The 24,589-nt window shown below is 71.2% G+C and carries 18 protein-coding genes; 5 read left to right on the top strand and 13 right to left on the bottom strand.

What is annotated here, in order from left to right; all coding sequences use genetic code 11:
• Positions 1–352: 352 nt before the first annotated feature.
• The 8 genes from ABD691_RS02150 to ABD691_RS02115 form a co-directional block, all read right to left on the bottom strand.
• Positions 353–1,024 carry a PaaI family thioesterase gene (locus tag ABD691_RS02150; RefSeq protein WP_344677616.1) on the bottom strand — a complete coding sequence of 224 codons (672 nt, stop codon included), beginning with the start codon at positions 1,022–1,024 and terminating at the stop codon, positions 353–355.
• Positions 1,021–1,785, bottom strand: coding sequence for a crotonase/enoyl-CoA hydratase family protein (locus ABD691_RS02145; protein WP_344677615.1), 765 nt, complete (start codon positions 1,783–1,785; stop codon positions 1,021–1,023). Before ABD691_RS02145 ends, ABD691_RS02150 begins: the two co-directional genes overlap by 4 nt.
• A gap of 108 nt (positions 1,786–1,893) precedes the next feature.
• Positions 1,894–2,931, bottom strand: coding sequence for an MBL fold metallo-hydrolase (locus ABD691_RS02140; RefSeq protein ID WP_344677614.1), 1,038 nt, complete (start codon positions 2,929–2,931; stop codon positions 1,894–1,896).
• Positions 2,932–3,096: 165 nt separating this feature from the next.
• The gene (locus tag ABD691_RS02135) at positions 3,097–6,210 is read right to left on the bottom strand and encodes an amidohydrolase family protein (protein WP_344677613.1); all 3,114 of its coding nucleotides are present in this window, start codon (positions 6,208–6,210) and stop codon (positions 3,097–3,099) included.
• A 105-nt stretch (positions 6,211–6,315) separates the two neighbouring features.
• Positions 6,316–7,257, bottom strand: a complete 942-nt coding sequence (locus ABD691_RS02130) for a sporulation protein (RefSeq protein WP_344677612.1) — start codon at positions 7,255–7,257, stop codon at positions 6,316–6,318.
• A 172-nt stretch (positions 7,258–7,429) separates the two neighbouring features.
• Positions 7,430–8,881, bottom strand: a complete 1,452-nt coding sequence (locus ABD691_RS02125) for a glutamate synthase subunit beta (RefSeq protein WP_344677611.1) — start codon at positions 8,879–8,881, stop codon at positions 7,430–7,432.
• Entirely contained in the window at positions 8,874–13,436 is a 4,563-nt protein-coding gene (gltB, locus tag ABD691_RS02120) for a glutamate synthase large subunit (protein ID WP_344677609.1), read from the bottom strand. The genes ABD691_RS02125 and gltB overlap by 8 nt, the downstream gene beginning before the upstream one ends.
• 559 nt (positions 13,437–13,995) lie before the next feature.
• Positions 13,996–15,264 carry a glycosyltransferase family 87 protein gene (locus ABD691_RS02115; protein WP_344677608.1) on the bottom strand — a complete coding sequence of 423 codons (1,269 nt, stop codon included), beginning with the start codon at positions 15,262–15,264 and terminating at the stop codon, positions 13,996–13,998.
• A gap of 210 nt (positions 15,265–15,474) precedes the next feature.
• Here ABD691_RS02115 and ABD691_RS02110 point away from each other — a divergent pair, with 210 nt between their 5' ends.
• Positions 15,475–16,137 (top strand): 4'-phosphopantetheinyl transferase family protein, encoded by a 663-nt coding sequence (locus ABD691_RS02110; RefSeq protein ID WP_344677607.1) that lies wholly within the window; start codon positions 15,475–15,477, stop codon positions 16,135–16,137.
• A gap of 46 nt (positions 16,138–16,183) precedes the next feature.
• On the opposite strand, the gene wrbA is transcribed toward ABD691_RS02110, so the two are convergent.
• Positions 16,184–16,783: an NAD(P)H:quinone oxidoreductase gene (gene wrbA, locus ABD691_RS02105; RefSeq protein ID WP_344677606.1), complete on the bottom strand. Its 600-nt coding sequence runs from the start codon at positions 16,781–16,783 to the stop codon at positions 16,184–16,186.
• Positions 16,784–16,946: 163 nt separating this feature from the next.
• Between wrbA and ABD691_RS02100 the strand changes: the two genes are divergently transcribed.
• Positions 16,947–17,444 (top strand): MarR family winged helix-turn-helix transcriptional regulator, encoded by a 498-nt coding sequence (locus ABD691_RS02100; protein WP_344677605.1) that lies wholly within the window; start codon positions 16,947–16,949, stop codon positions 17,442–17,444.
• 10 nt (positions 17,445–17,454) lie between these two features.
• Here the strand turns inward: ABD691_RS02100 and ABD691_RS02095 are convergent, their stop codons facing one another.
• The 4 genes from ABD691_RS02095 to ABD691_RS02080 all read right to left on the bottom strand — a co-directional run bounded on the left by ABD691_RS02095 (position 17,455) and on the right by ABD691_RS02080 (position 22,008).
• A complete protein-coding gene (locus ABD691_RS02095; protein ID WP_344677604.1) occupies positions 17,455–18,279 on the bottom strand; it encodes an MFS transporter in 825 nt (274 codons plus the stop codon).
• 264 nt (positions 18,280–18,543) lie between these two features.
• Positions 18,544–19,293 (bottom strand): heparin lyase I family protein, encoded by a 750-nt coding sequence (locus tag ABD691_RS02090; RefSeq protein ID WP_344677603.1) that lies wholly within the window; start codon positions 19,291–19,293, stop codon positions 18,544–18,546.
• Positions 19,293–20,306: a glycoside hydrolase family 5 protein gene (locus ABD691_RS02085; RefSeq protein ID WP_344677602.1), complete on the bottom strand. Its 1,014-nt coding sequence runs from the start codon at positions 20,304–20,306 to the stop codon at positions 19,293–19,295. The genes ABD691_RS02090 and ABD691_RS02085 overlap by 1 nt, the downstream gene beginning before the upstream one ends.
• Positions 20,307–20,481: 175 nt before the next feature.
• The gene (locus ABD691_RS02080) at positions 20,482–22,008 is read right to left on the bottom strand and encodes a 3-hydroxyacyl-CoA dehydrogenase (protein WP_344677601.1); all 1,527 of its coding nucleotides are present in this window, start codon (positions 22,006–22,008) and stop codon (positions 20,482–20,484) included.
• 163 nt (positions 22,009–22,171) lie between these two features.
• Here ABD691_RS02080 and ABD691_RS02075 point away from each other — a divergent pair, with 163 nt between their 5' ends.
• The 3 genes from ABD691_RS02075 (at position 22,172) to ABD691_RS02065 (ending at position 24,550) form a co-directional block, all read left to right on the top strand.
• The gene (locus tag ABD691_RS02075; protein ID WP_344677600.1) at positions 22,172–23,065 is read left to right on the top strand and encodes a LysR family transcriptional regulator; all 894 of its coding nucleotides are present in this window, start codon (positions 22,172–22,174) and stop codon (positions 23,063–23,065) included.
• A gap of 103 nt (positions 23,066–23,168) precedes the next feature.
• Positions 23,169–24,377: an acetyl-CoA C-acetyltransferase gene (locus tag ABD691_RS02070; RefSeq protein ID WP_344677599.1), complete on the top strand. Its 1,209-nt coding sequence runs from the start codon at positions 23,169–23,171 to the stop codon at positions 24,375–24,377.
• Complete coding sequence (locus tag ABD691_RS02065; protein WP_344677598.1) at positions 24,374–24,550, top strand: hypothetical protein; 177 nt, start codon at positions 24,374–24,376, stop codon at positions 24,548–24,550. Before ABD691_RS02070 ends, ABD691_RS02065 begins: the two co-directional genes overlap by 4 nt.
• Positions 24,551–24,589 lie beyond the last annotated feature (39 nt).

The raw sequence follows: 24,589 nt of genomic DNA, 5'->3' as shown, positions 1-24,589 counted from the left end.
CCGAACCAACCGGCTCAGCCGCGCCCCGCGAAACCACGGCCGAACCGGTGAGGCAGCTCAGTCCCGTCCGACGGAGCCGGTGCCGAACCAGCCGGTTCAGTCGTGCCTGGCGAAGCCACCGCCGAACCGGCGAGGCGGCCCAGTCCCGCTCGGCGAAGCCGCCGCCGAACCGGGCAAAGCAGGCCCAGCCCCGCCCGACGGAGCCACCACCGAACCAACCGGCCCAGCCCCGCCCCGCGAAACCACCGCCGAACCGGGCAAAGCAGGCCCAGCCCCGCCCGACGGAGCCACCACCGAACCAACCGGCCCAGCCCCGCCCCGCGAAACCACCGCCGAACCGGGCAAAGCGGGCTCAGTCCCGCCTAGTACCGCGGCTGAAAGCCGAGGTGTCACCGAACAGCGCCTGCACCTGCTCCGGGCTCGGGCTCACGAAGACCCCGGTCGCCTCGACCAGCGGCTCCTCCGGCTCGGCCTCGGTCGCGATGGTCGCGCGGCATCCGCCCGGCGCGACCTGGCGGTCGGGCCAGCCGGTCAGCCGCAGCGGCGTCTGCAACGGCACCGGGCGCCGGTAGCGCAGCGACAGCTTGATCGTCATGCCCGGCCGTCCCCTGGCGGCGTGGACGTGCCCGAGCAGCTGGTCCAGCAGCAGCGCGCTGATCCCGCCGTGGCCGTAGCTCGGCGGACCCTCGAACGCCAGCCCCAGGGTGCAGCTGCCGACCACGGTCCCGTCGTCGCCGACCTCCACCCGCATCGGCGGCGCGATCGGACTTCCGGGCCCGACAGCGGGGTTGTACATCCGCCGCCTGCCCTGGCCCAGGACGTCCACTGTGGGCAGCTCGTGCCGGGTCCGCTGGGCCGCCTCCAGCGGCGCGACCAGCTTCCTGGCCTCCTCGGCCACCCGCACCAGGGTCTCGGTGTCGACCTCGGTGGACACCGCCGCCTCGTTCAGCTCCCGCAGAACGGCGCCGAGTTCCCGGATCGCGCGCAGCCGCACGGCGGTGTCGGCCGTGGCATCGACGCTCATTCGCCCTGCCAAACCGGACGGCGCTTCTCGGCGAACGCCCGAGCACCCTCCTGCGCGTCGGCGGAGGCGAACACCGGCGCGGCGATCTCGGCCTGAGCGGCGAACGCCTCCGCGTCGGTCCAGCCCACCGCGCCGGACACGATCCGCTTGGTGGCGCGGATCGCCAGCGGTCCGTTCTCCGCGATGCGCGCGGCCAGCTCGCGCGCGCCGTCGAGCGCCTGGCCCGGTTCGGTCAGGACGTTGACCAGCCCGTGCGCGTGGGCCCGCTCTGCCGACAGCGGATCGCCGGTCAGCGCGAGCTCCATCGCCAGCTGGTACGGCAGCGCCTTGGGCAGCCGAAGCAACCCGCCCGCCGCCGCGACCAGCCCGCGCTTGACCTCGGGCAGGCCGAACTTCGCGTCCCTGGCGGCGACGACCAGATCGGAGCTGAGCGCGAGCTCGCAGCCACCGGCCAGCGCCCAGCCCTCCACCGCGGCGATCAGCGGCTTCGACGGCGGGCTTTCGGTCAGGCCGCCGAAACCGCGCCCGGGAATCCCCGGCCGCTCGCCGCGGGTGAACGCCTTGAGGTCCATCCCGGCGCAGAAGGTGCCTTCGGCTCCGGTGAGGATGCCGAGCACGAGGTCGGGCCGCGCTTCGAGCTCGTCGACCGCCGCCGCCAGCCCCTCGGCGACCGAGCGGTCCACCGCGTTGCGGGCGTGCGGCCGGTTGATCGTGATCACGGCGACCCCGTCACCGAACTCGGTCAGGACACTCCCACCCACACCGTCTCCTCTGCATCAGGGGGAAACCGCCAACCAGTCTGACCGCAGCCGCAAAAACAGTCCAGCGTGATTGTTATTGCAGTTGTCGTCGTCACTGCTCCGTGGTCGTCACCGCGCGGGCCACCACAGCGGTACCGCCTCGCCGCCACGCCGGACCCGGCCTCCGGACTCCAGCACCAGCAGGTGCGCCAGCGACTCCCCGACGGCCAGCCGCATCTGGAACTCCCGCATCTCCTCGAAAGGCCGGGACCAGCCCAGCCGGGTCGTCAGCTCCCAGCAGGTGCTGCCCGGCCGGTCGAACACGGCTTTCTCGATCTCGGCCAGCCGTTCGCCGTGGTGCGTCAGGAGGTCGTCCACGCGGTCGCGCAGCCCGCGGAAGCGGTACTCGTGCGCCGGGAGGACCTCACCGGCGTCGATGTCGGCGACCGCCCGCAGCGACCGCAGGTAGGTGCCCAGCGGATCGGGGAGCTGGCGCGGCTGCACCGAGATGTTCGGGCTGATCCGGGGCAGCACGTGGTCGCCGGACAGCAGCACGCCCAGCTCCGCTTCGTGGAAGCACAGGTGCCCGGGCGTGTGCCCGGGAGTCCACACGGCGCGCAGGTTCCAGCCGGGCAGGTCCACCCGCTCCCCGTCCTCCAGGAAGCGGTCCGGGCCGGACTTCATGAGGTTGCGGGCTCCGGGCGAGCCGATGCCGAATCCGGCCACCACGGCGTCCGGTGCTCCCGTGGCGGCCAGGTGCGCGCGGGATTCCGCCAGCAGCTCACCCACCACCGACTCGTCGCGGCCGACCAGCGCCGCGTCCGCGGAGTGCATGCCGACCCACGCACCGGACTCGGCGCGCACCCGCCCGGCGAGTCCGAAGTGGTCCGGGTGCATGTGCGTCACCAGCACCGCGCGGACGTCCCCGATCCAGTGGCCGGCCTCGGCCAGCCCGGCGACCAGCGCCTGCCAGGAATCCTCGCTGTCCCAACCGGCGTCCACAATGGCCACTCCACCGGGCAGTTCGAAGGCGTGCACGAGCACGTAGCGCAGCGGGCTGTCCGGGATGGGGACCGGGATCGACCACAGCCCGTCGCGAACCCGCTCCACCGGCGGCAGCACCTTCTCCCGCCACGCCGCGTGCTGCCGAACACCGGAAATCTCCATCGCCGTCCCCTCCGCGCTCCTCCGGCCTTTCAATCCACCAGGCGTGATCCCGACGCGCAAGGGCCGGCAGGAGAGGTCCAGATCACCGGCTCGCTTCCGGGGGAGGCGGAACGGAGGTGACGGAGCGCTCTGCCCGGTGACCGACCGTGGTGAAAGCCGGTTGCGTCAGCAGCAGCACCGGTCGGGCTGGAACTCCCTGCGATGCCACCAGAACCGGTCCCGGGCGGGCCCCTGCGGAACCTCGCCGCGCACCGCGTGGACCGGCACCGGCTCAGATGGCCCGGCAGTCCGAGGTGTGGGCGGTGAAACGAGGTCCGCGACGGTGTGCAGCGCACCGCCGAGCATCACCTGCCGGACGTCGGCCGCGGTGCCGATGTCGGTCAGCGGATCTCCCCGCACGAACGCGAGATCCGCCAGTTTGCCCGGCTCCACGGTCCCGATCCGGTCGCTCATCCCGAGCGCCCTCGCCCCTTCCACCGTCGCCGCGCGAAGCGCCTCGTACGGCGTGATCCCGTTGCGGACCATGCACTGCACGTTGAGGTGGTAGTGGACGCCGGAGGCCGCGATCGGTGAGTCGGTGCCCACCGCGACGTGCCCGCCACCGTCGAGCACCCGGCGCATGGTCGTCACCTCGCGCTGGACGAACGTTAGGGCGTTCTCGGGCCGGTGCTCCATCGCCTCCCGCACCTGCTTCCGGAACTTCTCGTAGGTCTGCGGCGGAAGCAGCGCGGCCAGCCGCCGGTCGTCCAGCGCCCAGCCCGCGTGGTGGTACAGCGCGGGGCGCGTGCTAGCGGACAAGCCCAGCGTCGGGGTGAGCGTCATTCCGGACCACACCAGCGGTTTCACCACGTCGTCGTAGGCGCGTCCGGTCGAGGTCCCCTTCTGGTTCCGCCCGTAGCGGCTGGTGGCGCTGAGGTGTTCCACCCCGTCCGCACCGAGGTTCGCCGGGCCGAACAGGTAGTGCGACGCCGCGGGCACGCCGAGCGCGTGCCCGGCCTCGATCGCCTCCCGCTGGAGCGCGTACGGCAACCGCACGTAGGTCTTGACCAGGTCGTGGCCGAGCTCGGCGACCCGTTCCAGTTCCCGGTGCAGCTGCTCGTGATCCGTGATCGGGCGGGCGGTGTCGTAGTACACGCGGGAGCCGTCGATGAGCTCCCCCGCGGTGAACAGCCTCGGACCGAGCCTGCGGCCGGACTCCTGCGCTTCCTTCGCCTCCACCGCGGAGTAGTGGTGGCTGCCCGGCGACCGGAGCGAGGTCACGCCGAACGACAGCCACAGCCGCCCTTCGGTGCTGTTGCGCTGCCAGGGGAAGTGTTCGTGCGTGGCGACCAAACCGGGCAGGACCGTCAGGTCACGGGCGTCGATCACCTCACCGCCGAGGTCCTGTCCGCCGGCGGTGACTTCGACGATCCTGTTGTCCTGCACGACGATGTCGACATCGCGGCGCAGCTCCGGACGCCGGCCGTCCCAGAGCGCGCCGGCCCGGACGACCTTGCGGCCGTGCGGTTTCTCCGGTCGCCAGGTCAGGGTCATCGGCACCCTGCGCGGGGCGCCGCCACCCGCGGCGACCCGGCGCAGCCTGCCGTTGGACAGGTACAGCAGGGTGTCCCCGCTCCAGCTGGGCGCGTCGGCCGTCTCGTCGCCGATCCGCCTCGCATCCGGTCGCGGGCGTCCCAGTTCATCCACAGAGGACACCCACAGCACACCGTCGACGACGAACGCCATCCGGCTGCCATCGGGCGAGTGCACCGGACCGGCGTCGACCCGGTTGCCCAGCGACCGCCCCGGCACCGCCGGGGTGTAGTGCAGGTCGCCGGTCGCGAGATCGATCGTGAGCACCAGGTTCTCGCCCTCGCGGTAGCGCCCGGTCGCGGGCGCGAACCCGGCGAGGGCCAGCCGGGCACCGTCGGGCGAGAAGTTCGGACGGCCCGGCAGGTTCAGCTTCCCCGTGACCTTGCGCAGCTCACCGGTCCGCGCGTCGACCGTGTGCACGGCGTTGTCCGACAGGAACGCGACCGTCACGCCGTCCGGGCCGAACGCCGGGGCGCGCTCGTCCCCGGCCAGGTCGGTGAGCCTGCGCTGCCGGCCGGTTTCCAGGTCGTGCAGCCACAGGTTGAGCGTGCCGTGCCGGTCGCTGGCGTAGACGATGGTCCGGCCGTCCGGCGACCACGCCGGGTCGGTGTTGAAGCTCCCGTCGGACACGATCGCCCGCGGGTGCTCGTCCTCCTCGCCCAGCAACCACAGGTCGCCCAGCGCGTGGAAGGCGACTCTCGTACCGTCCGGAGAGAGCGACGGGCTGACGATTCCCTTGACCTGCCGGTCTTCCGCCGAGTCGAAATCCCGGTCGCTGCGCGGAAGTGACACCGTCTGGACCTCGACCTCGGCAGTGAAGTCGATGTCCCGCACCGCACCTCCGAGAACGCGGCACCGGATTCGGCCATCGGCCGCGTACAGCAGCTCCCCGGAGGAAATCCACCTTGCGGCGAAAGGAAAAACGTCCTCCTCTTCGGCGGACACCGCCTTGCCGTCGACCACCAGCGAGGTCCCGGCCTCGGTCCGGTGGACGTAACCGAGCTTGCCGTCGGGAGACCAGGTCGGCGCCACGACATCGCCGTCGTCGACAGTCACCAGGGTTCGCCGCCCACCCCGTGCATCGACGACTTCGATCGCGTGCGGGGTGCTCTCCTCGGCGACGGTGAAGGCGATGGCCGAGCCGTCCGGCGTCCACACCGGCTGGCCCTCCTCCAGCTCACCGCGCGTCCACTCGGCGACCTCACCGGTGGCCAGGGACAGCACGTGGATGCCGTAGTGCCCGCCGGACTCGGCGGCGAACGCGATTCTCCCGCCGTCCGGCGAGAACCGCGGCTCGCGGTGGTCCGACCGGCCGCGGGTGAGGCGGGTCAGGCCGGTTCCGTCCGCGCCGATCAGGAAGAGGTGGAAGTTGCCGTCCTGATAGGACTGGAAGACGATGGTCCTTCCGTCCGGCGAGAAGTCCGGCTCGGTGGCCTCCTGCACCACGTCGGTGAGCCGGACCGCTTCTCCCCCGGTGACCGGAACGGTCCACAGCATGTTGAGCAGGTCGAACACGACGGCCCGCCCGTCCGGCGACACCGCCGCCGACGCGTTGGTGATCTGCCGCAGGGTGATCCGCTCGGCCTCCGCCGACAGCGGCCCGGCCGGAGCGACCGGACGTCCGAGCGGATCGAGGAGCCACGTCGCGCCCAGCCCGGCCGCCGCCTGCCCGCCCCGGCGCAGCAGCGCCCGCCGCGAAAGATCCATCACGCACCTCCGTCAACGACCCCGGTCGATCACGGAGAGTGTGCCACGCATGACGGACGGTGGATCAGCGGGAACGAGCGTGGGAATGCCCGTTCCCGCCGGTCATCAGCCTTCGTCGCCCTCGAAGAAGTCGCCGACCTCGTCCACGACCTCGCCGAGCACCATGCCGCCGACGACGCCCGCCACGGCACCGGCCGCCGCACCGGCGATCACGCCGCCCATGCCGGGACCGGAATGGTGCTCGCCGTTGTCGTGGTAGCCGTGGTGGTGGTTGCCGTGCCCGCGCTGCGCGACCTGCTCCGTCCAGTCGCGGATCCGGGCGACCCAGTCGGCCGATTCCCCGTGCTCGGCCCGGAAGCGGCCGAACGCGTCGTGCGACGGGGTGAAGAACCCACCGCGCTTGTCCGCCTCCAGCACGACGTCGAGTCCGTGCGGACCGGCGACGAAGGTCAGCTCGACCTCGTTGACCCGGCCCGCGTACTCGGCGGGCGGGTAGAACTCGATCTCCTGGTAGAAGGGCAGCTCCTGGTGCACGCCGTGGATGCGGCCGTGCTCCAGGTCGGCGTGCTTGAAGTGGAAACCGAGCCGGGAGAACGCGTCCAGCACGTCCTCCTGGAGCGGCAGCGGCTCGACCGAGACCGGGTCGAGGTCACCCTTGTCGACCGCCCTGGCCACCGACAGCTCGGTGCGCACGCCGAGGGTCATGCCGTGCAGGTGCTGGCCGTAGACGTCGGTGATCGGGGTTTCCCACGGGACCGGGAACTCGAACGGGATCGTCCGGTCCTCGCCCTCGCCGAGCCGGAACGGACCGCTGACTACTACGCGGTGGAACTCGGCCGTCGCGTTCCCGTCGTGGTCGCCGTGCTCGGTCTCGATCCTGGTCACCAGCCCGAGGGCGACGTGCTCGACGTCCACCTCCTGCGAGCCGCCGGTGATGCGGACCTCGCCCGCGAGGTTTCCGCCCGGGCGCACCTGCGGGTGGTGGAGCACGGTGTCGACCGACGGTCCTCCCATGCCGAGCGCCCCGAGCAACTTCTTGAAGACCATGAGCTGGCCCGTTCCCTTCCTGCGGTGTAGGCGTGACGGGTCGTCCGTCCGCTCGTACCAACGCAAGATCGGGACCGCCGGTTCCGACCGTGATCAACCCGACACCCCGGGTATCGGCGCGAAGCAGACCGGGGGTGGGACGGAATCCGCCCCACCCCCGGTCCCGCGTGCCTCACACCAGCGGGCGGTCCGTCGGTGCGATCGGGGCGGGCAGCACGTCCCGGCCCGACAGGTAGCGGTCCACCCCGGCGGCGGCCGACCGGCCCTCGGCGATCGCCCACACGATCAGCGACTGGCCGCGTCCCATGTCACCCGCGGTGAACACACCGTCCACAGTGGTCATGAAGGCGTCGTCGCGGGCGACGTTGCCGCGCTCGTCGAGCTCCACGCCGAGCTCGTCGAGCAGCCCCGCCCGCTCCGGGCCGACGAAGCCCATCGCCAGCAGCGCCAGGTCGCACGGCAGCTCCCGCTCGGAGCCCTCCACCGGCACGAACCTCCCGTCCTCGCGGCGGACCTCGACCAGCCGCAGCGACCGGACCCGGCCCTGGTCGTCGCCCAGGAACTCCTGGGTGTTGACCGAGAACAGCCGCTCGCCGCCCTCCTCGTGCGCCGAGGACACCCGGTAGATCATCGGGTAGGTCGGCCACGGCTGGGACTCGCTGCGGGTCGAGGGCGGGGTCGGCATGATCTCCAGCTGCGTCACCGACGCCGCGCCCTGCCGGTGCGCGGTGCCGACGCAGTCGGCACCGGTGTCACCGCCGCCGATGACCACGACGTGCTTGCCCTCGGCGTGGATCGGCGACCGCTGGAGGTCGCCCTCCTGCACCTTGTTGGCCAGCGGCAGGTACTCCATGGCCTGGTGCACCCCGTCCAGCTCGCGGCCGGTGATCGGCAGGTCCCGCGCCTGCGTCGAGCCGCCCGCCAGCACCACCGCGTCGAACTCCGAGCGCAGCTGCTCAACGGTGAGGTCGATGCCGACGTTGACCCCGGTGCGGAACTCGGTGCCCTCGGCCCGCATCTGGCCCAGGCGGCGGTCCAGCCGCATCTTCTCCATCTTGAACTCGGGGATCCCGTAGCGCAGCAGCCCGCCGATGCGGTCGGCCCGCTCGAAGACCACCACGTCGTGGCCCGCGCGGGTCAGCTGCTGCGCCGCGGCCAGCCCGGCGGGACCGGAACCGATGACCGCGACCTTCTTCCCGGTCCGGGTCACCGGCAGCTGCGGCTGGATCCGGCCCTCGTCCCAGGCCCGGTCGACGATGGAGATCTCGACCTGCTTGATGCTGACCGGGTCGGAGTTGATGCCGACCACGCATGCCGCCTCGCACGGGGCGGGGCACAACGTCCCGGTGAACTCCGGGAAGTTGTTGGTGGCGTGCAGCCGCTCGATCGCCTCGCTCCAGTCGTCCCGCCACACCAGATCGTTCCACTCCGGGATCAGGTTGCCCAGCGGACAGCCCTGGTGGCAGAACGGGATCCCGCAGTCCATGCAGCGGCCGGCCTGCTTCTGCAGCCTGCCCGGCTCGAAGTCCAGGTAGACCTCGCGCCAGTCGCGGATGCGGATGTCGACCGGACGGCGCTGGGGCGTCTCCCGCGGCGTGGTCAGAAAGCCCTTCGGGTCAGCCATGTGCGGCCTCCATGATCGCCTCGTTGACGTCGCGGCCGTCGCGCTCGGCGGCGGCGCTTGCGGCGAGCACCCGCTTGAAGTCCCTCGGCATCACCTTGCCGAAGCGCTCGACCGCGGTGTCCCAGCTGTCCAGCAGCTCGCGGGCCACCTGCGACTCGGTCTGCTCGAAGTGCCTGCGCAGCCGGTCGGTCAGGAACTCCCGGTCGGCGTCGTCGAGCGGGTCGATGTCGACCATCTCCGGGTTGACCCGCCGCGGGTCGAGGTCGAGCACGTAGGCGATGCCGCCGGACATGCCCGCGGCGAAGTTGCGCCCGGTGCCGCCCAGGACCACCACCCGGCCGCCGGTCATGTACTCGCAGCCGTGGTCGCCGATGCCCTCGACGACCGCGATCGCGCCGGAGTTGCGGACGCAGAACCGCTCGCCCACCACACCGCGGACGAACAGCTCACCGCTGGTCGCGCCGTAGAGCAGCACGTTGCCCGCGATGACGTTGTCCTCGGCGGTGAACTTGGCGTCCGGGTCGGGGCGCACCACGATCCGGCCGCCGGACAGGCCCTTGCCGACGTAGTCGTTGCCGTCGCCGAGCAGCCGCAGCGTGATGCCGCGCGGGACGAACGCGCCGAAGGACTGACCGGCGGACCCGGTGAAGGTCACGTCGATCGTGTCGTCCGGCAGGCCCTCGCCGCCCCACCGCCGGGTCAGCTCCGACCCGAGCATGGTGCCGACGGTCCGGTTGACGTTGCGCACCGGCAGGTCCAGCCGCACCGGCGAGCCCTCCTTGAGCGCGCCCTCGCAGAGCTGGATCAGGGTGTTGTCCAGCGCCTTCTCCAGACCGTGCTCCTGCGAGGTGGTCTGGTGGCGGGCCTCGCCCCTGTCCAGCTCCGGAACGTGGCTGATCGGCGAGAGGTCCAGGCCCTCGGTCTTCCAGTGCCGCACCGCGGCCTCGGTGTCGATCACCTCGGCGTGCCCGACGGCCTCGGCGACGGAGCGGAAACCGAGCTGCGCCAGGTACTCCCGCACCTCCTGGGCCACGAACTCGAAGAAGTTCACGACGTACTCGGCCTTGCCGTCGAACTTCGCGCGCAGCTGCGGGTTCTGGGTGGCCACGCCGACCGGGCAGGTGTCGAGGTGGCAGACCCGCATCATGATGCAGCCCGAGACCACCAGCGGCGCGGTGGCGAAGCCGAACTCCTCGGCGCCCAAAAGCGCCGCGATGACCACGTCCCGGCCGGTCTTGAGCTGGCCGTCGGTCTGCACGACGATCCGGTCCCGCAGCTTGTTGGCCAGCAGCGTCTGCTGCGTCTCGGCCAGCCCCAGCTCCCAGGGACCACCGGCGTGCTTGATCGACGACAGCGGCGACGCACCCGTTCCGCCGTCGTGACCGGAGATCAGCACCACGTCGGCGTGCGCCTTGCTGACACCCGCCGCGACCGTGCCGACACCGACCTCGGAGACCAGCTTCACGTGGATGCGGGCCCGCGGGTTGGCGTTCTTCAGGTCGTGGATCAGCTGCGCCAGGTCCTCGATCGAGTAGATGTCGTGGTGCGGCGGCGGCGAGATCAGCCCGACGCCCGGCGTCGAGTGCCTCGTCCTGGCCACCCACGGGTAGACCTTGTGACCGGGCAGCTGGCCGCCCTCGCCGGGCTTGGCGCCCTGCGCCATCTTGATCTGGATGTCGTCGGCGTTGACCAGGTACTCGCTGGTGACGCCGAAGCGGCCGGAGGCGACCTGCTTGATCGCCGAGCGCCGCGAGTCGCCGTTGGCGTCCGGGGTGAACCGGTCGGCGTCCTCACCGCCCTCACCGGTGTTGGACTTGCCGCCCAGCCGGTTCATCGCGATCGCCAGCACCTCGTGCATCTCCTGCGAGATCGAGCCGTAGGAGATGGCGCCGGTGGCGAACCGCTTGACGATCTCGGAGACCGGCTCGACCTCCTCGATCGGCACCGGCTTGCGCAGCCCCTCGCGGAACTGGAAGAGCCCGCGCAGGGTCATCAGGTCCTTCGACTGGTCGTCGACGGCCTTGGTGTACTCCTTGAAGACCTCGTAGCGCCCGCTGCGCGTGGAGTGCTGGAGCTTGAACACCGTCTTCGGGTTGAACAGGTGCGGATCGCCCTCGCGCCGCCACTGGTACTCCCCACCGACGTTGAGCGTTCGGTGCGGCGCCCGCACCCCGTCGACCGGGTACGCCTTGCGGTGCCGCTCGGCGATCTCGCCCGCCAGCACGTCGAATCCGACGCCGCCGAGCCGGGAAGTGGTGCCGGTGAAGCACTTCTCGACCACTTCCCCGCCGAGCCCGATCGCCTCGAAGATCTGCGCGCCCGTGTAGGAGGACACAGTGGACACACCGATCTTCGACATGGTCTTGCGCACGCCCTTGCCCAGGGCCTTGATGAGGTTCGCAGTGGCCTGCGCGGCGTCGACGTCCTTGATGACTCCGGTCCGGACCTGGTCCTCGACGGTGGCCATCGCCACGTACGGGTTAACGGCGGCGGCGCCGTAACCGATGAGCAGAGCGACATGGTGGACTTCGCGGACGTCGCCGGCCTCGACGACCAGCCCGACCCGGGTGCGCTTCTTCTCGCGCACCAGGTGGTGGTGCACGGCCCCGGTCAGCAGCAGCGACGGGATCGGCGCGTGCTCGGCGTCGGCCGAGCGGTCCGAGAGCACCAGCACGTGCGCGCCGTCGACGACGGCCGCCGAGACCTCGTCGCAGATCTCGTCCAGCCGGGCGCGCAGCGCCTGCCCGCCGCCCGCGACGTCGTAGGTCATCCGGATCGTCGCAGGCTTGAGGCCGGGGCGGTCGCCGTCGTCGTTGATGTGCACGATCTTGGCGAGCTGGTCGTTGTCCAGCACCGGGAACGGCAGCACCAGCTGGCGGCACGCGTCCGGGTCGTGGTCGAGCAGGTTGTGCTCCGGCCCGACGTGGGTGCTCAGCGAGGTGACCAGCTCCTCGCGGATCGCGTCCAGCGGCGGGTTGGTGACCTGCGCGAACAGCTGGGTGAAGTAGTCGAACAGCTGCCGGGGGCGCGGCGAGAACGCCGCGAACGGCACGTCGTTGCCCATCGAGCCGATCGGCTCGGCGCCGGTGGTGGCCATCGGCTTGAGCAGCACGCCCAGTTCTTCCTGGGTGTAGCCGAAGACCTGCTGCCGGTGCACCAGCGAGGCGTGCGACGGGAGTTCGCGCTCGCGGTCGGGCAGGTCCTCCAGGTGCACGACGCCGTCGTCGAGCCACTCCTGGTAGGGGAACTCCGCGGCGAGCCCGCTCTTGATCTCCTCGTCGTCGACGATGCGCCCGGCCTCGGTGTCGACCAGGAACATCCGCCCCGGCTGCAGCCGACCCTTGCGCACGATCCGCTGCGGCTCCACGTCGAGCACGCCGACCTCGCTGGCCAGCACGACCAGCCCGTCGTCGGTCACCCAGTAACGACCCGGCCGCAGACCGTTGCGGTCGAGCACCGCGCCGATCTGGGTGCCGTCGGTGAAGGCCACCAGCGCGGGACCGTCCCAGGGCTCCATCAGGTAGTTGTGGAACTCGTAGAACGCCCGGCGGGCCGGGTCCATCTCGGCGTGGTTCTCCCACGCCTCGGGGATCATCATCAGGACCGCGTGGGGCAGCGACCGGCCGCCCAGGTGGAGCAGCTCCAGCACCTCGTCGAAGGTCGCCGAGTCGCTGGCGTCCGGCGTCGCGATCGGGAAAAGCCGTTGCAGGTCACCGGGAATCAGGTCGGTGGCCAGCATGCTCTCGCGGGTGCGCATCCAGTTCCGGTTGCCGCGCATGGTGTTGATCTCACCGTTGTGCGCGATGAACCGGTACGGGTGCGCCAGCGGCCACGACGGGAACGTGTTCGTCGAGAACCGCGAGTGGACCAGGCCGATCGCGCTGGTGTAGCGCTCGTCGGTCAGGTCGGGGAAGAACAGCGGCAGCTGCGCCTCGGTCAGCATCCCCTTGTACACGATGGTGCGGGCCGACAGGCTCGGGAAGTACACGTCGGCCTCGTGCTCGGCGCGCTTGCGCACGCAGAACGCGCGCCGCTCGAACTGCAGCGCCGTCTCGTCGTGCGCGGCGTCGGCGCCGTGCCCGAGGAACAGCTGCCGGAAACCGGGCATGACCTCGCGCGCCGCCCAGCCCGCGCTGGACGGGTCGGTCGGCACCTCGCGCCAGCCGAGGACCCGCAGGCCCTCCTCGGCCACGATCCGCTCGATCACCGCGACGGCCTGTTCGGCCGCCTGCTCGTCGGCGGGCAGGAACGCGGTACCGACCGCGTACCCACCGCGTTCGGGCAGCTCGAACGGCACCGCTGAGCGGAAGAACCCGTCCGGGATCTGGGTCAGCAGGCCGACCCCGTCGCCGGTGTCGGGATCGGCGCCCTTGGCGCCCCGGTGCTCCAGGTTCCGCAGCGCGGTCAGCGCTTTGCCGACCAGGTCATGGCTTCGCCGTCCGCGCAGGTCGGCTACGAACGCGACGCCGCAGGCGTCCCGGTCGTTGGCGGGGTCGTAGAGACCCCGGGTCTCGGCGCTACGCTGCACCGCTCTCACATGGTGGGAATTAGGCATCGGACCTCCCGTCGCCAGGCCGCGGGCCGCGCGAGGGCAGAGTCACTCGACGCGTGCCCGCAAGAACCTTTCGGGCACTGACAAAAGGATGCGCCGTTGCACTCTTGGTCAGTTTGAGGCACTCTACATACCGAGCCACCGGAAAGCTACCGTTAAGTAACACGAGTTAAGCCGACGTGAACAATCCCACTCAATGGGAGTAATGTCGGACCAAACCCGGTGACCTCGGCAAACACCCGGGACATGGCCGTCCACACGCGACTCGTGCCCGCCCGGCCGTGGCGTTGTTCACGATCCCCTTGCGGCCCAGGGCGATCGTCCGGCAGCGGAACGCACCGGGGCCGCAAACCGCGCACCGGCAACGGACAGCGGACCGTAACCGTCCACAGTTGACCCGTTACCGTACCGGTTCAGCGCCGTCGCTTCGGCACCCGTCGCTTCAGCCCCGGAGGATTCGGCGCCCATGGCTTCGGCCCTGGAGGATTCGGCGCCCATGGCTTCGGCCCTGGAGGATTCGGCGCCCGAGGATTCGGCGCGCGAGGATTCAGCGCCGGAAGACTCAGCGCGACCCCGCCGCGAGCGCCACCGGCGGCTCGTCCGGATCCGCTTCCCCAGCGCGGGAAACCCGCGCGTAGCGCGCGAGCAACACCAGCAGCACCAGTCCCAGCAACAGGTACGGGTTGCCGACGACGTGCTGCACCGGCGTCCAGGTGACCCCGTTCGGCACCCACCTGAACGACGCCAGCAGCACGGTCGCCGTGGTCGCAAGCCCGGTCGCGAGCCAGCCCGCGCTGCGCAGCCGCCACGCGCAGCCGAACATCACCAGCAGCGCCGGAACGCACCACACCCAGTGGTCCGACCAGGACGTGGGCGATGCCAGCAGAGCGAGCAGCCCGTTGGCCACCACCGCCAGCGGCACCTCGACCCTCGCCATCGCGTACGCCGCAAGCGCCGCGACCGCCAGGCACAGCGCGACCCACAGCGCGGTCCGCAAGCCGTGCGGGATTTCCATCCTGGCCAGGCCGCCAATGATCGATTGGTTGGTGTGGAAGGCGGATCCGCTTACGCCGTTGGCAGGTCCGCTGCCGAACCAGTACTCCACCGCCGCCCGCCGGTCGAGCAGGAAACCGACGGCGGTGCACGCCGCCGCAGTCACCACCGCAGTGACCGCGGCCCGGAAGTCCTTGCGGACCACGAAGAAGAGCAGGAACGCGGCCGGCGTCAGCTTGATCGCCGCCGCAATGCCGACCAGCAGGCCGCGCGGCCAGCGCGGGTTGCGGGCCAGGCAGTCAACGGCGGCCAGGCCCATCAGCACGATGTTGATCTGGCCGAGCCCGAAGGACGCGTAGACCGGTTCCAGGAACAGCGCCGCCGGCAGCAGTCCGGCAGCGGCCGCGATTCCGCCGCGCCGGTCCAGTTCCGGCCACAGGTGCCGCACCACCAGGTACAGCACCGCGCCGATCGCGAGCAGATCGACGGCGTAGAGCGCAAGCAGCCCGGCGACGTGCGGCAGCAGTGCGAACGGCAGCAGGGGAAGCAGTGCGAACGGCGGATAGACCCAGGGCAGCACCCGTCCGGTGCTGGTGGTCGGCGCGGTGTGCATGATGTCGCCGCCGGAGAGCCAGGTGTGCACCGCCCACCGGTACACCTGGTAATCGATCCCGGACCCTGCGTCCAGACCCGCGCGGCGCAGGAGCAGCATCACCGCGAACGACAGCAGCACCCCGGGCACCGCCAGGGCGATCACCACGTGGGCGTGCTTGCTCAGAAACCGGATCAGGCCGGGGCGCGACACGGCGCGACCGGACTCGCCTGGCACCGTGGCCACTGGCGTCCTCTCGCTCGTGCGGCCGTCACCTGGTGTTCTGTCACCTGGTTTTTCGGCTGCCTGGTGTTCCGCAGAACCTCCGGCCGCTGGATTCAACCCGTCAAAGAACCGGGTGACCTTAACCCACCCCCGCGGCCGGACCGGAACCGGGCGAGTGCGGGACCGGCTCCGGCTAGCATGGTGCGCAGCGACGAGACGAGCGGACACAGGATGATCGAGGAGCTGCTGCCCGACGGGCCGAGCTGGGCCGAGGCGTTCGACGACCCGGCCGACGCGACGCTGTTCCCGGAGGAGGAAGCGGTGATCGCGCGCGCGGTCGACAAGCGCCGCAGGGAGTTCACCACCGCACGGCACTGCGCCCGCCGCGCGATGGCGGGCCTCGGCGTCGCACCCGCACCGCTGCTGCCCGGTGAACGCGGAGCGCCGAAGTGGCCGGACGGCGTGGTCGGCAGCATGACCCACTGCGCCGGTTACCGCGCCGCGGTCGTGGGCCAGGCAGGCAAGGTGCTCACCGTGGGCATCGACGCCGAACCGCACGGGCCGCTGCCCGACGGAGTCCTCGACGTCGTGTCCCGGCCTGCCGAGCGCGCCCAGCTGCACGATCTGTCCACAACGGACCCGGACACGCACTGGGACCGGATCCTGTTCAGCTGCAAGGAATCCGTCTACAAGGCGTGGTTCCCGCTGACCGGCGAGTGGCTGGGCTTCGACGACGCGGAGCTGAGCTTCGACGCCGGTTCCGGGGAGTTCACCGCGCGGCTGCTCAAGACCGGGCACTCGGCGGAGGGCGAGCCGTTGACCGGTTTCCACGGCCGGTGGCTGGTCGGCAACGACCTCGTGGTCAGCGCCATCGTCCGCCTCCGCCGGAACTGACGACGCGGAGGGGCGGCCCGGGCCCACCCCTCCGCGCTCGCGATCGTCAGGCGGTGAGGGCCTCGGCGACCTTGACGACGCGACGGGCCTGCACCGCGGCGGCGTTGCGGGTGGTCTCGCCCACCTTGATCTGGCCCTGGCCGTCGACGTGCGAGGTGCCGTAGGGGTTGCCGTCGGCGAACTTGGCGCTGTCGGTGTAGCCGGGAGCCACCAGGATCCCGCCGAAGTGGTGGATCATGTTGTACATCGCCAGCAGCGTGGACTCCTGGCCGCCGTGCTGCGAGGCGGACGAGGTGAACCCGCTGTAGACCTTGTCGGCCAGCGCGCCCTGCGCCCACTGGCCGCCCAGGGTGTCGATGAACTGCTTGAGCTGGGAGGCGATGTTGCCGAACCGGGTGGGCGATCCGAAGATCACCGCGTCGGCCCAGGTCACGTCATCGGCGGTGGCCTCGGGCACCGCGGCGGTCGCGTCGGCGTGGGCGCGCCAGGCCGGGTTGGCGTCGATCGCCGACGCGGGCGCCAGCTCGGCCACCTTCCGCAGCCGCACCTGCGCGCCCGCCGCCTCGGCCTCGACGGCCAGGGTGTTGGCGATCTCGGAGATCGTGCCGGTCGCCGAGTAGTAGATGACGCTCAGCTTCACGCTCATGGAACCTGACTCCTCAAACCTCACCACGCCGAGCGCTCCCGGCGCCAGAACTGACTTACGCCGAAGACGCTAATCCGCGAATATCTTCCATGCAAGCCTTTTCCTCGCAAAGCGAGCTGCGCTACACTCGGCGACGACCCGATCACGGCGGAAGGAGCACACGGTGACCAGCGACAGCACGGCTCGTCCCGGAACGGGCGTGGATCCGCGCACCGACGATGACGAGATCATCACGTGGTGGGGCCTGGTCATCGAGGGCTACCACGTGACCCAGGCCAAGGTCGACGCCGAGCTGTCGGACCGGTTCAAGCTGGCCCCGGCGTCGTTCGACATCCTGCTGCGGCTGGTCCGCTCCCCCGACTGCCGGCTGCCCATGACCCGCCTCGCCCGCGAGGCCGCGCTCAGCAGCGGCGGGTTCACCAAGGTCGCCGACCGGCTCGCCGCGGCCGACCTGATCCGCCGCGAGCCCTGCGACACCGACCGCCGCGTCACCTACGCCGCGCTCACCGACCACGGCCGCCACATCGCCGAGCAGGCCCGCGCCGCCGTCGCGGTGATCCTGCGCGAGCGGGTGCTGGACGTCCTGGGCGTCGAGCGGTCCGGCGAGCTGGCCACGGCCATGCGCACGCTGCGGTCGGCCAACGGGGACTGCAAGGAGTGACGGCTGGCGGTCAGCGCCGCACCACGACCGCGACCGCGGCCAGCACCAAGATTCCGATCGCAGCGGCCCGGAGCGTGCCGCTCGCGCCGAGGAGGGCGATCGCCGGTCCGGCCAGCGCGGTTCCGAGCGGGACCGACAGCACCCGCACCGACGAGCTGGCGGCCAGCACCTCGGCGAGCATCGCCGGTGCCGCCGAGTTCTGGACCAGCGTCGTCGACAACGACGCGTAGGGCGGCCAGAGGAGTCCGGCCAGGGCGAACCCGCCGAGCGCGACCGCCTGCGGCACGTCCATGCCCAGCGGCAGCATGGCGACGCCGAAGGCGCCGACGATGCCGACCGTGGTCGGCCACAGCGGAAGCGCGCGCAGGTGACCGGCCAGCGCGCCTCCGGCGACCGATCCGGCTCCGAACGCGGTGTAGAAGGCGGCGAGCAGTTCCGGCGAACCTCCTGGTTCCTCGGACACGTGCAGCGGCAACGCCACGTACACCGGACCAAAGAGGAAGAAGAAGCAGAAGGTCAGGCTCAGCAGCCCGAGCAGAGCGGGCGTGCGCCGCACGACTGCGAAGCCCGAGCCGCGCTGTTCGGCGGGTGGCGGAGGCGGGACCGGGGCTACGCCGATCAGGAAAGTGCCTGCCAGCACGGCGAAAGTCGCGGCGTCCAAAGCGATCACGGTCGCCGCGCCGCTCCAGGCGATGATCGGTGCCGCCAGCACGGGCCCGATGACCGTGGTGGCAGCACCGATCGTCGACAGCACAGCGTTGCCGGGCAGGCGGTGCTCCTCGGGCAGCGATCTGGCCATGAAGGTGTAAATGCCCGCCTGGCCCCAGGAATGCACGGCGGTGCAGGTAGCGGAATCTCGGACGCGGTCTTGTCGCGAGACCAGCGATTCTGCCGTTTCGGAGTCCAACATGAGCGAAAGGACTGGCCTCGCCTGGAGATCCGACTGGCCGGGGCAGAGCCAGAACCCGCAGCTGTGCCAGCTACAGGCGTGGACCAAGCGGCCGGCTCCGCTTCAAGAACCTGAAGCTCCCCGGTCTCCTGTCTTGGAACACGTGCCGCAGCACGGATGCGGCGCGCCCCACGGGACGCGCCGCCCCGATCACGGTGCGACGTCCTCGTACGACGTCCCGACCCTGGCGTCGGCAAGGTACGCCGTGGCGGGGCCGGTGATGCCGTCCGAGCGGTAGACGCCCCACTTGTCGGTCACGAAGTCCGCGCGCAGGGTCGCGGCCGGGTACTGCCCCGGCCTGCCGCCGAGCTCCTGTTCCTCGCCGTTGACCCAGAAACGCACCCAGCCCCGCGCCGGGTCGCTGGAGACCCCGATCCCGACGACGAAGCTGTTCCACTGCTCCAGCGGCAGGTCCGCCTGCCACAGCCGGGTCGTCTTCATGCCGGGATCGGCGTACTCCAGGTCGAGCTGGTCGCCCCGGGCCCGGATCGACAGCGGCGGGGTCGCCGCGCCCGATCCGTAGTCCTTGAGCTGCCACAGCGCGACCCACTCGCCTTCCGCGGTCGGCAGCGGTCCCCACATCGACCGCCAGCCGACGTAGTAGGTGCCGCCCTCGGTGAACCGGAGCGGCCTGCCGTCCGGGGTCAGGTGCCCCCTGGTCTCGACCCGGACCCGCTCGGACCCCTCCGGCTCGCCCGAGGTGTCCAGCCGGTAGACGTCACCGTGCTGCCCCTTCGGATCCGCGATCACCTCAACGTTGCCCGGCTTGGTCTCGATCCCCTCGAACACCTCGGTTCCCCGTCCCGGATCGGCTTCCCACCGCGGTGCGGGCGCGCCGGCCGCCACGAGCACGGCGACCGCGACCAGCGATCCGAGCAGCGTCGACGCTCTCCGCCGCATCACTGCACCCGCTCGCGAACCCACGCACCCGCGGGCTTGAGCGGTTCGGTGCCGGTGTACGGACCGCTGTCGCAGGTGCCCTCCTTGAACACCGCGCCGGACCGGGAGTCGTCGGAGTAGTTCCAGTTGGTCCAGCTGATGTTCTTCTCGGCCATCAGGTCGAGGTAGCGCTGGGCGCTGCCGAAGTCGTCACCGCCGTCGCCGGAGGCTTCCTGGGTGCCGAACTCGGTGACGAACATCGGAAGCTTGTCCGCCGCGCGCGACAACGTGTTCAGGTACTCCTCGCCGTGCGAGGCGGCGTAGAAGTGGAACGTGTACATGATGTTGTCGGCGTTGACCGGGTTGTCGACGACCTCCTGCTCGCTGCCGCCCTCGGACACGCCGAGCGACGACCAGGCGCGGGTGCCGACCAGCACCACCGAGTCCGGGTCCTGCTCCCGGATCACCGGGATGACCTCCTCGGCGTAGCCCTTGATCTCCGGCCACTCCACGCCGCTGGGCTCGTTGGCGATCTCGTAGAGGACGTTGGTCTTGTCCCGGTGCGTCCTGGCGACCTCGGCGAAGAACGTCCTGGCCCGCTCCAGGTTGAAGTTCGGGTCGCCCGGGTCCAGCATGTGCCAGTCGATGATCGCGTACATGCCGCGCTGCGTCGCGGCCTCGACGTACTGGTTGACCAGCGCGGTGAACCGCTCCGGGTCCTCCTCGTAGCCGCCTTCCTGCACGTACATGGAGATCCGCAGCACGTCGGCCCGCCAGTCCTGCGCGAGCGCGTCGAGCGACTCGTCGTTGACGCACTGGCTGTACCACTGCAGGCCGTGCGTGCTCATGCCGCGCAGCTGCACCGGCTCACCGCTGTCGTTGCACAACGTGTTGCCGCAGACCGAAACCTTGCCGTTGGCCGCCAACGGCGTCTCCGCCGCCGGCTGCGGGGCGGGCGCGGCGTAACCCGCCGTGCCCGCCGTTCCCAGCACCGCGGCCAGTGCCACCGCGCGAACCGGATTCTGCCATCTCATCAGCGTTCTCCTTGCCACGGCGGCGGAAGGAAACAATTAGGAAAGTAACTTTCCGATTGCGGACCGTAAGCGGCAAGCCGAGTGGACGTCAAGAAATCCGTTGGCACAGCGGGAAAACGGCCGTACGGCTACCGCCGAACGGCCGCGTTCCCGCTGGTTCAGGTGAAAGAGGGGCTCAGGGAGCGGTTCCGGTTTCCGTCAGCGGGATGCCCAGCTCAACGCGCTCGGTCAGCCACCGGCTCGGGCGGTACCGGGGGTCGCCGGTCTCGGCCTGCATGCTCCGCAGGATCCGAAGAATCCGCTCCGCGCCGACGTGTTCGCCCCACTCCAGCGGACCGCGCGGGTAGCCGAGCGCGAGCCGCACGGCGGTGTCGATGTCGGCCGGAACGCCGATGCGCTGCTCGGCGATGCCGCAGGCGGTGTTGACGATCGAGGCCAGCAGCCGCTGCGCGATCGTGGCGGGTGCGTCGGCGACCACGGTCACCGGCAGTCCGGTCGCGGCCAGCACGGCATGCGCCGAGTCCGCCAGCTCGCGGTCCGCTCCGATGTGGACAGCCATGACCATGCGGTTGCCGAAGTCGTTCAGCGGCTCGACGCCGAAGGTCCGCTCCGGCCGCAGTCCGTTGCCCAGCGCCGTGCGCGCGGCACTGCGGCCGCAGGAGGCGACGAAGGCGATCGTGTCGTCGGACGGCTTCTCGGCGATCTCCACACCCGCGTCGGCCAGCAGGGCGATCAGGCGCTCGCGGCTCTCCGGCTCGGAATCGTCGACCCAGACCGGCAACAGCGGCGCGTCCGGCACCGGAGCCTCCGGAGCTTCCTGCTTCACGCCGTCGACGTAGCGGTAGAAGCCCTCCCCCGTCTTCCGCCCGAGCAGCCCGGCCTCCAGCCGGGAGCGGGTGATGCCGGACGGCCGCAGGCGGGGATCGCCGTAGAAGCCCGACCACACGCTTTCCAGCACCGGGTGGGAAACGTCGAGACCGGTCAGGTCGAGCAGTTCGAACGGACCCATCCGCAGCCCCAGGACGTCCCGGCCGATCCTGTCCACATCGGACGGAGCGACGCCGGATTCGGCCATGATCTGCAGGGCTTCGGTGACCAGCCCGCGGCCTGCGTGGTTGACCAGGAACCCCGGGGTGTCGGCGGCGATGACCGGCTCGTGGCCGAACCGGCGCACGAGGTCCACCAGGTCGCCGGTCAGGGCGGGCCGACTGCGGGCGCCGGGGATGACCTCCACCAGCCGCATCAGCGGGACCGGGTTGAAGAAGTGCAGCCCGGCGAACCGGGACGGGTCCTCCAGCGCGGCGGCGATCGCGGTCACCGACAGCGAACTGGTGTTGGTCGCGAGCACGGTGCGCTCCGGGCAGACCTTCTCCAGCGCGGCGAACAGCTCGCGCTTGGTCTCCAGGTCCTCGCGGACCGCCTCGACGACCAGGTCGCAGTTCTCGGCCGGGGCGAGCGGGTCACCGACCGGGCGCAGCCGGGCGGTCGCGGCCTCGGCCTGCTCGGCGGTCATCCGGCCCTTGGCCGCCAGCTTGCCGAACATCTGCCCGACGTGGTCGACCGCGGCCGCGACCGCCTCCGCGCGCGCGTCGGCGAGTTCGACGGTCAGCCCCGCCGCCGCGGCGAGCTGGGCGATGCCGCGGCCCATCACCCCGGTGCCGATCACCCGAACCGTGCCGACCTGCCGTGCCCACTGGCCCATCGCCGTTCCTCTCCTCCGATCCGTCCGCGGCCCCAGCGTAGTGACCCGCACCCGGAGTCCCGGTTGATCAGCCCCTGAACCAACCACAGGACGCCCAAGAGCGTCCAATACCGAATCGAGACGTCAGTAAGATGGAAAGCCGAACAATCGAGGGAGGTGCGCCGTGGAGTTCCGCCATCTCGCCGGGTTCGTCGCCGTCGCCGAGGAACTGCACTTCGGGCGCGCCGCCGCCCGGCTCAACATCGCGCAACCCCCGCTGAGCCAGCAGATCCGGCAGCTCGAACACGAGCTCGGGGTGCAGCTGTTCGAGCGCAGCACCCGCTCGGTCCGGATGACCTCGGCCGGGCAGGCGATGCTCGACCCGGCCCGCCGGGTGCTGGCCGACCTCGACGTGGCGACCCGGGCGGCGCTGGCGGGCGGGCGCGGCGAGACCGGCCGGGTCAGCATCGGCTTCCCCGGGGCGAGCAGCCACCACGCGCTGCCCCGGCTCACCAGGGCGGTACGCGCCCGCCACCCCGGGATCGAGCTCGTCCTGCGCGGGCAGACCTATTCCGGGGAGGCGCTGACCAAGGTCGCCGAGGGCGAACTCGATCTCGGTTTCGTGCGGCTGCCGGTGCGCCGGGACGGCGTCGACGTGCGGCTGATCGAACACGAGCAGCTGGTCGCCGCGCTGCCCGCCGAGCACCGCTTGGCGGGCGAACCCGAGGTCAGCCTGCCCGACCTGGCCGACGAACCGTTCGTGACCTTCCCCGGCACGCGCGGCTCCGCCGTCCGCGACGCGCTCGTGCACGCCTGCGTCACCGCCGGGTTCAACCCGCGGATCGTGCAGGAGGCACCGGACTCCTACACGATCCTGGCCCTGGTGGGCGCGGGCGTCGGCGTGACGCTGACGGTGTCGTCGGTGCAGCACATCCAGGCCGAGGGCATGGTCTTCCGCCCGCTTGCCGGACCGGCCCGGCCGATGTCGTTCGCCCTGGCCTGGCGCCGGGACAACCCGTCACCGGCGCTTCGGAGCGTGCTCGCCGTCGCCGAGGAAGCCATGCCCACGCCGCCCTGACGACCGATTATGTCGATTGGCGTCTTGCTGCGGGCCTGATTTGGTATTGGACGCTCTCGCGGGCCTAGTGTCAGGGTGTCGATTCGAGAGAGAAGGAGCAGCAATGCGCGATGCGGTGATCTGTGAACCGCTGCGGACCCCGATCGGCCGCTTCGGCGGCGCGCTGAAGTCCGTGCCCGCCGCCGAGCTGGCGGCCACCGTGATCACCGCGCTGGTGGAGCGCACCGGGCTGCCGGGCTCCGCGATCGACGAGGTGATCCTCGGCCACTGCTACCCGAACTCCGACGCGCCCGCGATCGGCCGGGTCGCGGCGCTGGACGCCGGGCTGCCGGTCGAGGTCGGCGGGACCCAGATCGACCGCCGCTGCGGCTCGGGCCTGCAGGCCGTGCTCGACGCGGCCATGCAGGTGCAGACCGGGGTGAGCGACGTGGTGCTCGCCGGCGGCGCCGAGAGCATGAGCAACGCGCCCTTCTACACCACCGAGGCGCGCTGGGGCATCCGCGGCAGCGGCCTGGAGCTGCACGACTCGCTCGCGCGCGGGCGCGTGACCGCGGGCGGGGCCAACCACCCGGTCCCGGGCGGGATGCTGGAGACCGCCGAGAACCTGCGCCGGGAGTACGGCATTGCCCGCGAGGAGCAGGACGAGCTGTCGGTCCGCTCGCAGCAGCGCGCCGCCGAGGCGATCGCCGCGGGCCGCTTCGACGACGAGCTCGTGCCGGTGACGGTCCGCTCCCGCAAGGGCGACACCGTCATCGACGCCGACGAGCACCCGCGTCCGGACACCACACTCGAATCGCTGGCCGCACTGCGCCCGGTGCTGGGCAAGTCCGACCCGGAGGCCACGGTCACGGCGGGCAACGCCAGCGGGCAGAACGACGCCGCGGCGGTGTGCGTGGTGACGACGCCGGAGCGGGCCGCCGAACTCGGGCTGCGACCGCTGGTCCGGCTGGTGGCGTGGGCGCGGGCGGGCGTGCCGCCGCGCACGATGGGCATCGGGCCGGTCCCGGCGACGGCCACCGCGCTGGAGCGGGCCGGTCTCGGGCTCGCCGACATCGACCTGATCGAGCTCAACGAGGCGTTCGCCGCCCAGGTGCTGGCCTGCACCCGCGAATGGGAGTTCGCACCGTCGGACTTCGACCGGCTCAACGTCAACGGTTCCGGGATCTCGCTCGGGCATCCCGTGGGCGCGACCGGCGGCCGGATCCTGGCGACGCTCTCGCGCGAGATGCACCGCCGGGACGCCCGGTACGGGCTGGAGACGATGTGCATCGGCGGCGGCCAGGGTCTGGCCGCGGTGTTCGAGCGGGTGTGAGGTCGGTCGGCGCCGCCGAATCGCTTCGGCGGCTCTTCTCGCGATTCCTGTTGCAGTACAAGGATTTTCTTCTCGACAAGCACCTGGCACAAAGCAAGCAACTGTCTGAAGTGGACACAGAGATCCAGTTCGATGGCGGCCCCGCACGGCGGGCCGCCATCGTTTTCCGCTGATGCCTCAAACAGGTAATCGAGCCCGTTCGATGCAAGGCG

The organism is Saccharopolyspora taberi, assembly GCF_039534165.1.
Taxonomy (GTDB): domain Bacteria; phylum Actinomycetota; class Actinomycetes; order Mycobacteriales; family Pseudonocardiaceae; genus Saccharopolyspora_D; species Saccharopolyspora_D taberi.
This window is presented reverse-complemented; position numbering and strand designations above follow the sequence as displayed.

Excerpts from the sequence above, each read along its gene's own strand:
- ABD691_RS02150 (WP_344677616.1), bottom strand. The coding sequence starts at position 1,024 with ATGAGCGTCGATGCCACGGCCGACACCGCCGTGCGGCTGCGCGCGATC.
- ABD691_RS02130 (WP_344677612.1), bottom strand. The coding sequence starts at position 7,257 with ATGGTCTTCAAGAAGTTGCTCGGGGCGCTCGGCATGGGAGGACCGTCG.
- ABD691_RS02110 (WP_344677607.1), top strand. The coding sequence starts at position 15,475 with ATGATCGAGGAGCTGCTGCCCGACGGGCCGAGCTGGGCCGAGGCGTTC.
- ABD691_RS02090 (WP_344677603.1), bottom strand. The coding sequence starts at position 19,293 with ATGCGGCGGAGAGCGTCGACGCTGCTCGGATCGCTGGTCGCGGTCGCC.
- ABD691_RS02085 (WP_344677602.1), bottom strand. The coding sequence starts at position 20,306 with ATGAGATGGCAGAATCCGGTTCGCGCGGTGGCACTGGCCGCGGTGCTG.
- ABD691_RS02125 (WP_344677611.1), bottom strand. The coding sequence starts at position 8,881 with ATGGCTGACCCGAAGGGCTTTCTGACCACGCCGCGGGAGACGCCCCAG.
- gltB (WP_344677609.1), bottom strand. The coding sequence starts at position 13,436 with ATGCCTAATTCCCACCATGTGAGAGCGGTGCAGCGTAGCGCCGAGACC.
- wrbA (WP_344677606.1), bottom strand. The coding sequence starts at position 16,783 with ATGAGCGTGAAGCTGAGCGTCATCTACTACTCGGCGACCGGCACGATC.
- ABD691_RS02140 (WP_344677614.1), bottom strand. The coding sequence starts at position 2,931 with ATGGAGATTTCCGGTGTTCGGCAGCACGCGGCGTGGCGGGAGAAGGTG.
- ABD691_RS02135 (WP_344677613.1), bottom strand. The coding sequence starts at position 6,210 with ATGGATCTTTCGCGGCGGGCGCTGCTGCGCCGGGGCGGGCAGGCGGCG.
- ABD691_RS02070 (WP_344677599.1), top strand. The coding sequence starts at position 23,169 with ATGCGCGATGCGGTGATCTGTGAACCGCTGCGGACCCCGATCGGCCGC.
- ABD691_RS02080 (WP_344677601.1), bottom strand. The coding sequence starts at position 22,008 with ATGGGCCAGTGGGCACGGCAGGTCGGCACGGTTCGGGTGATCGGCACC.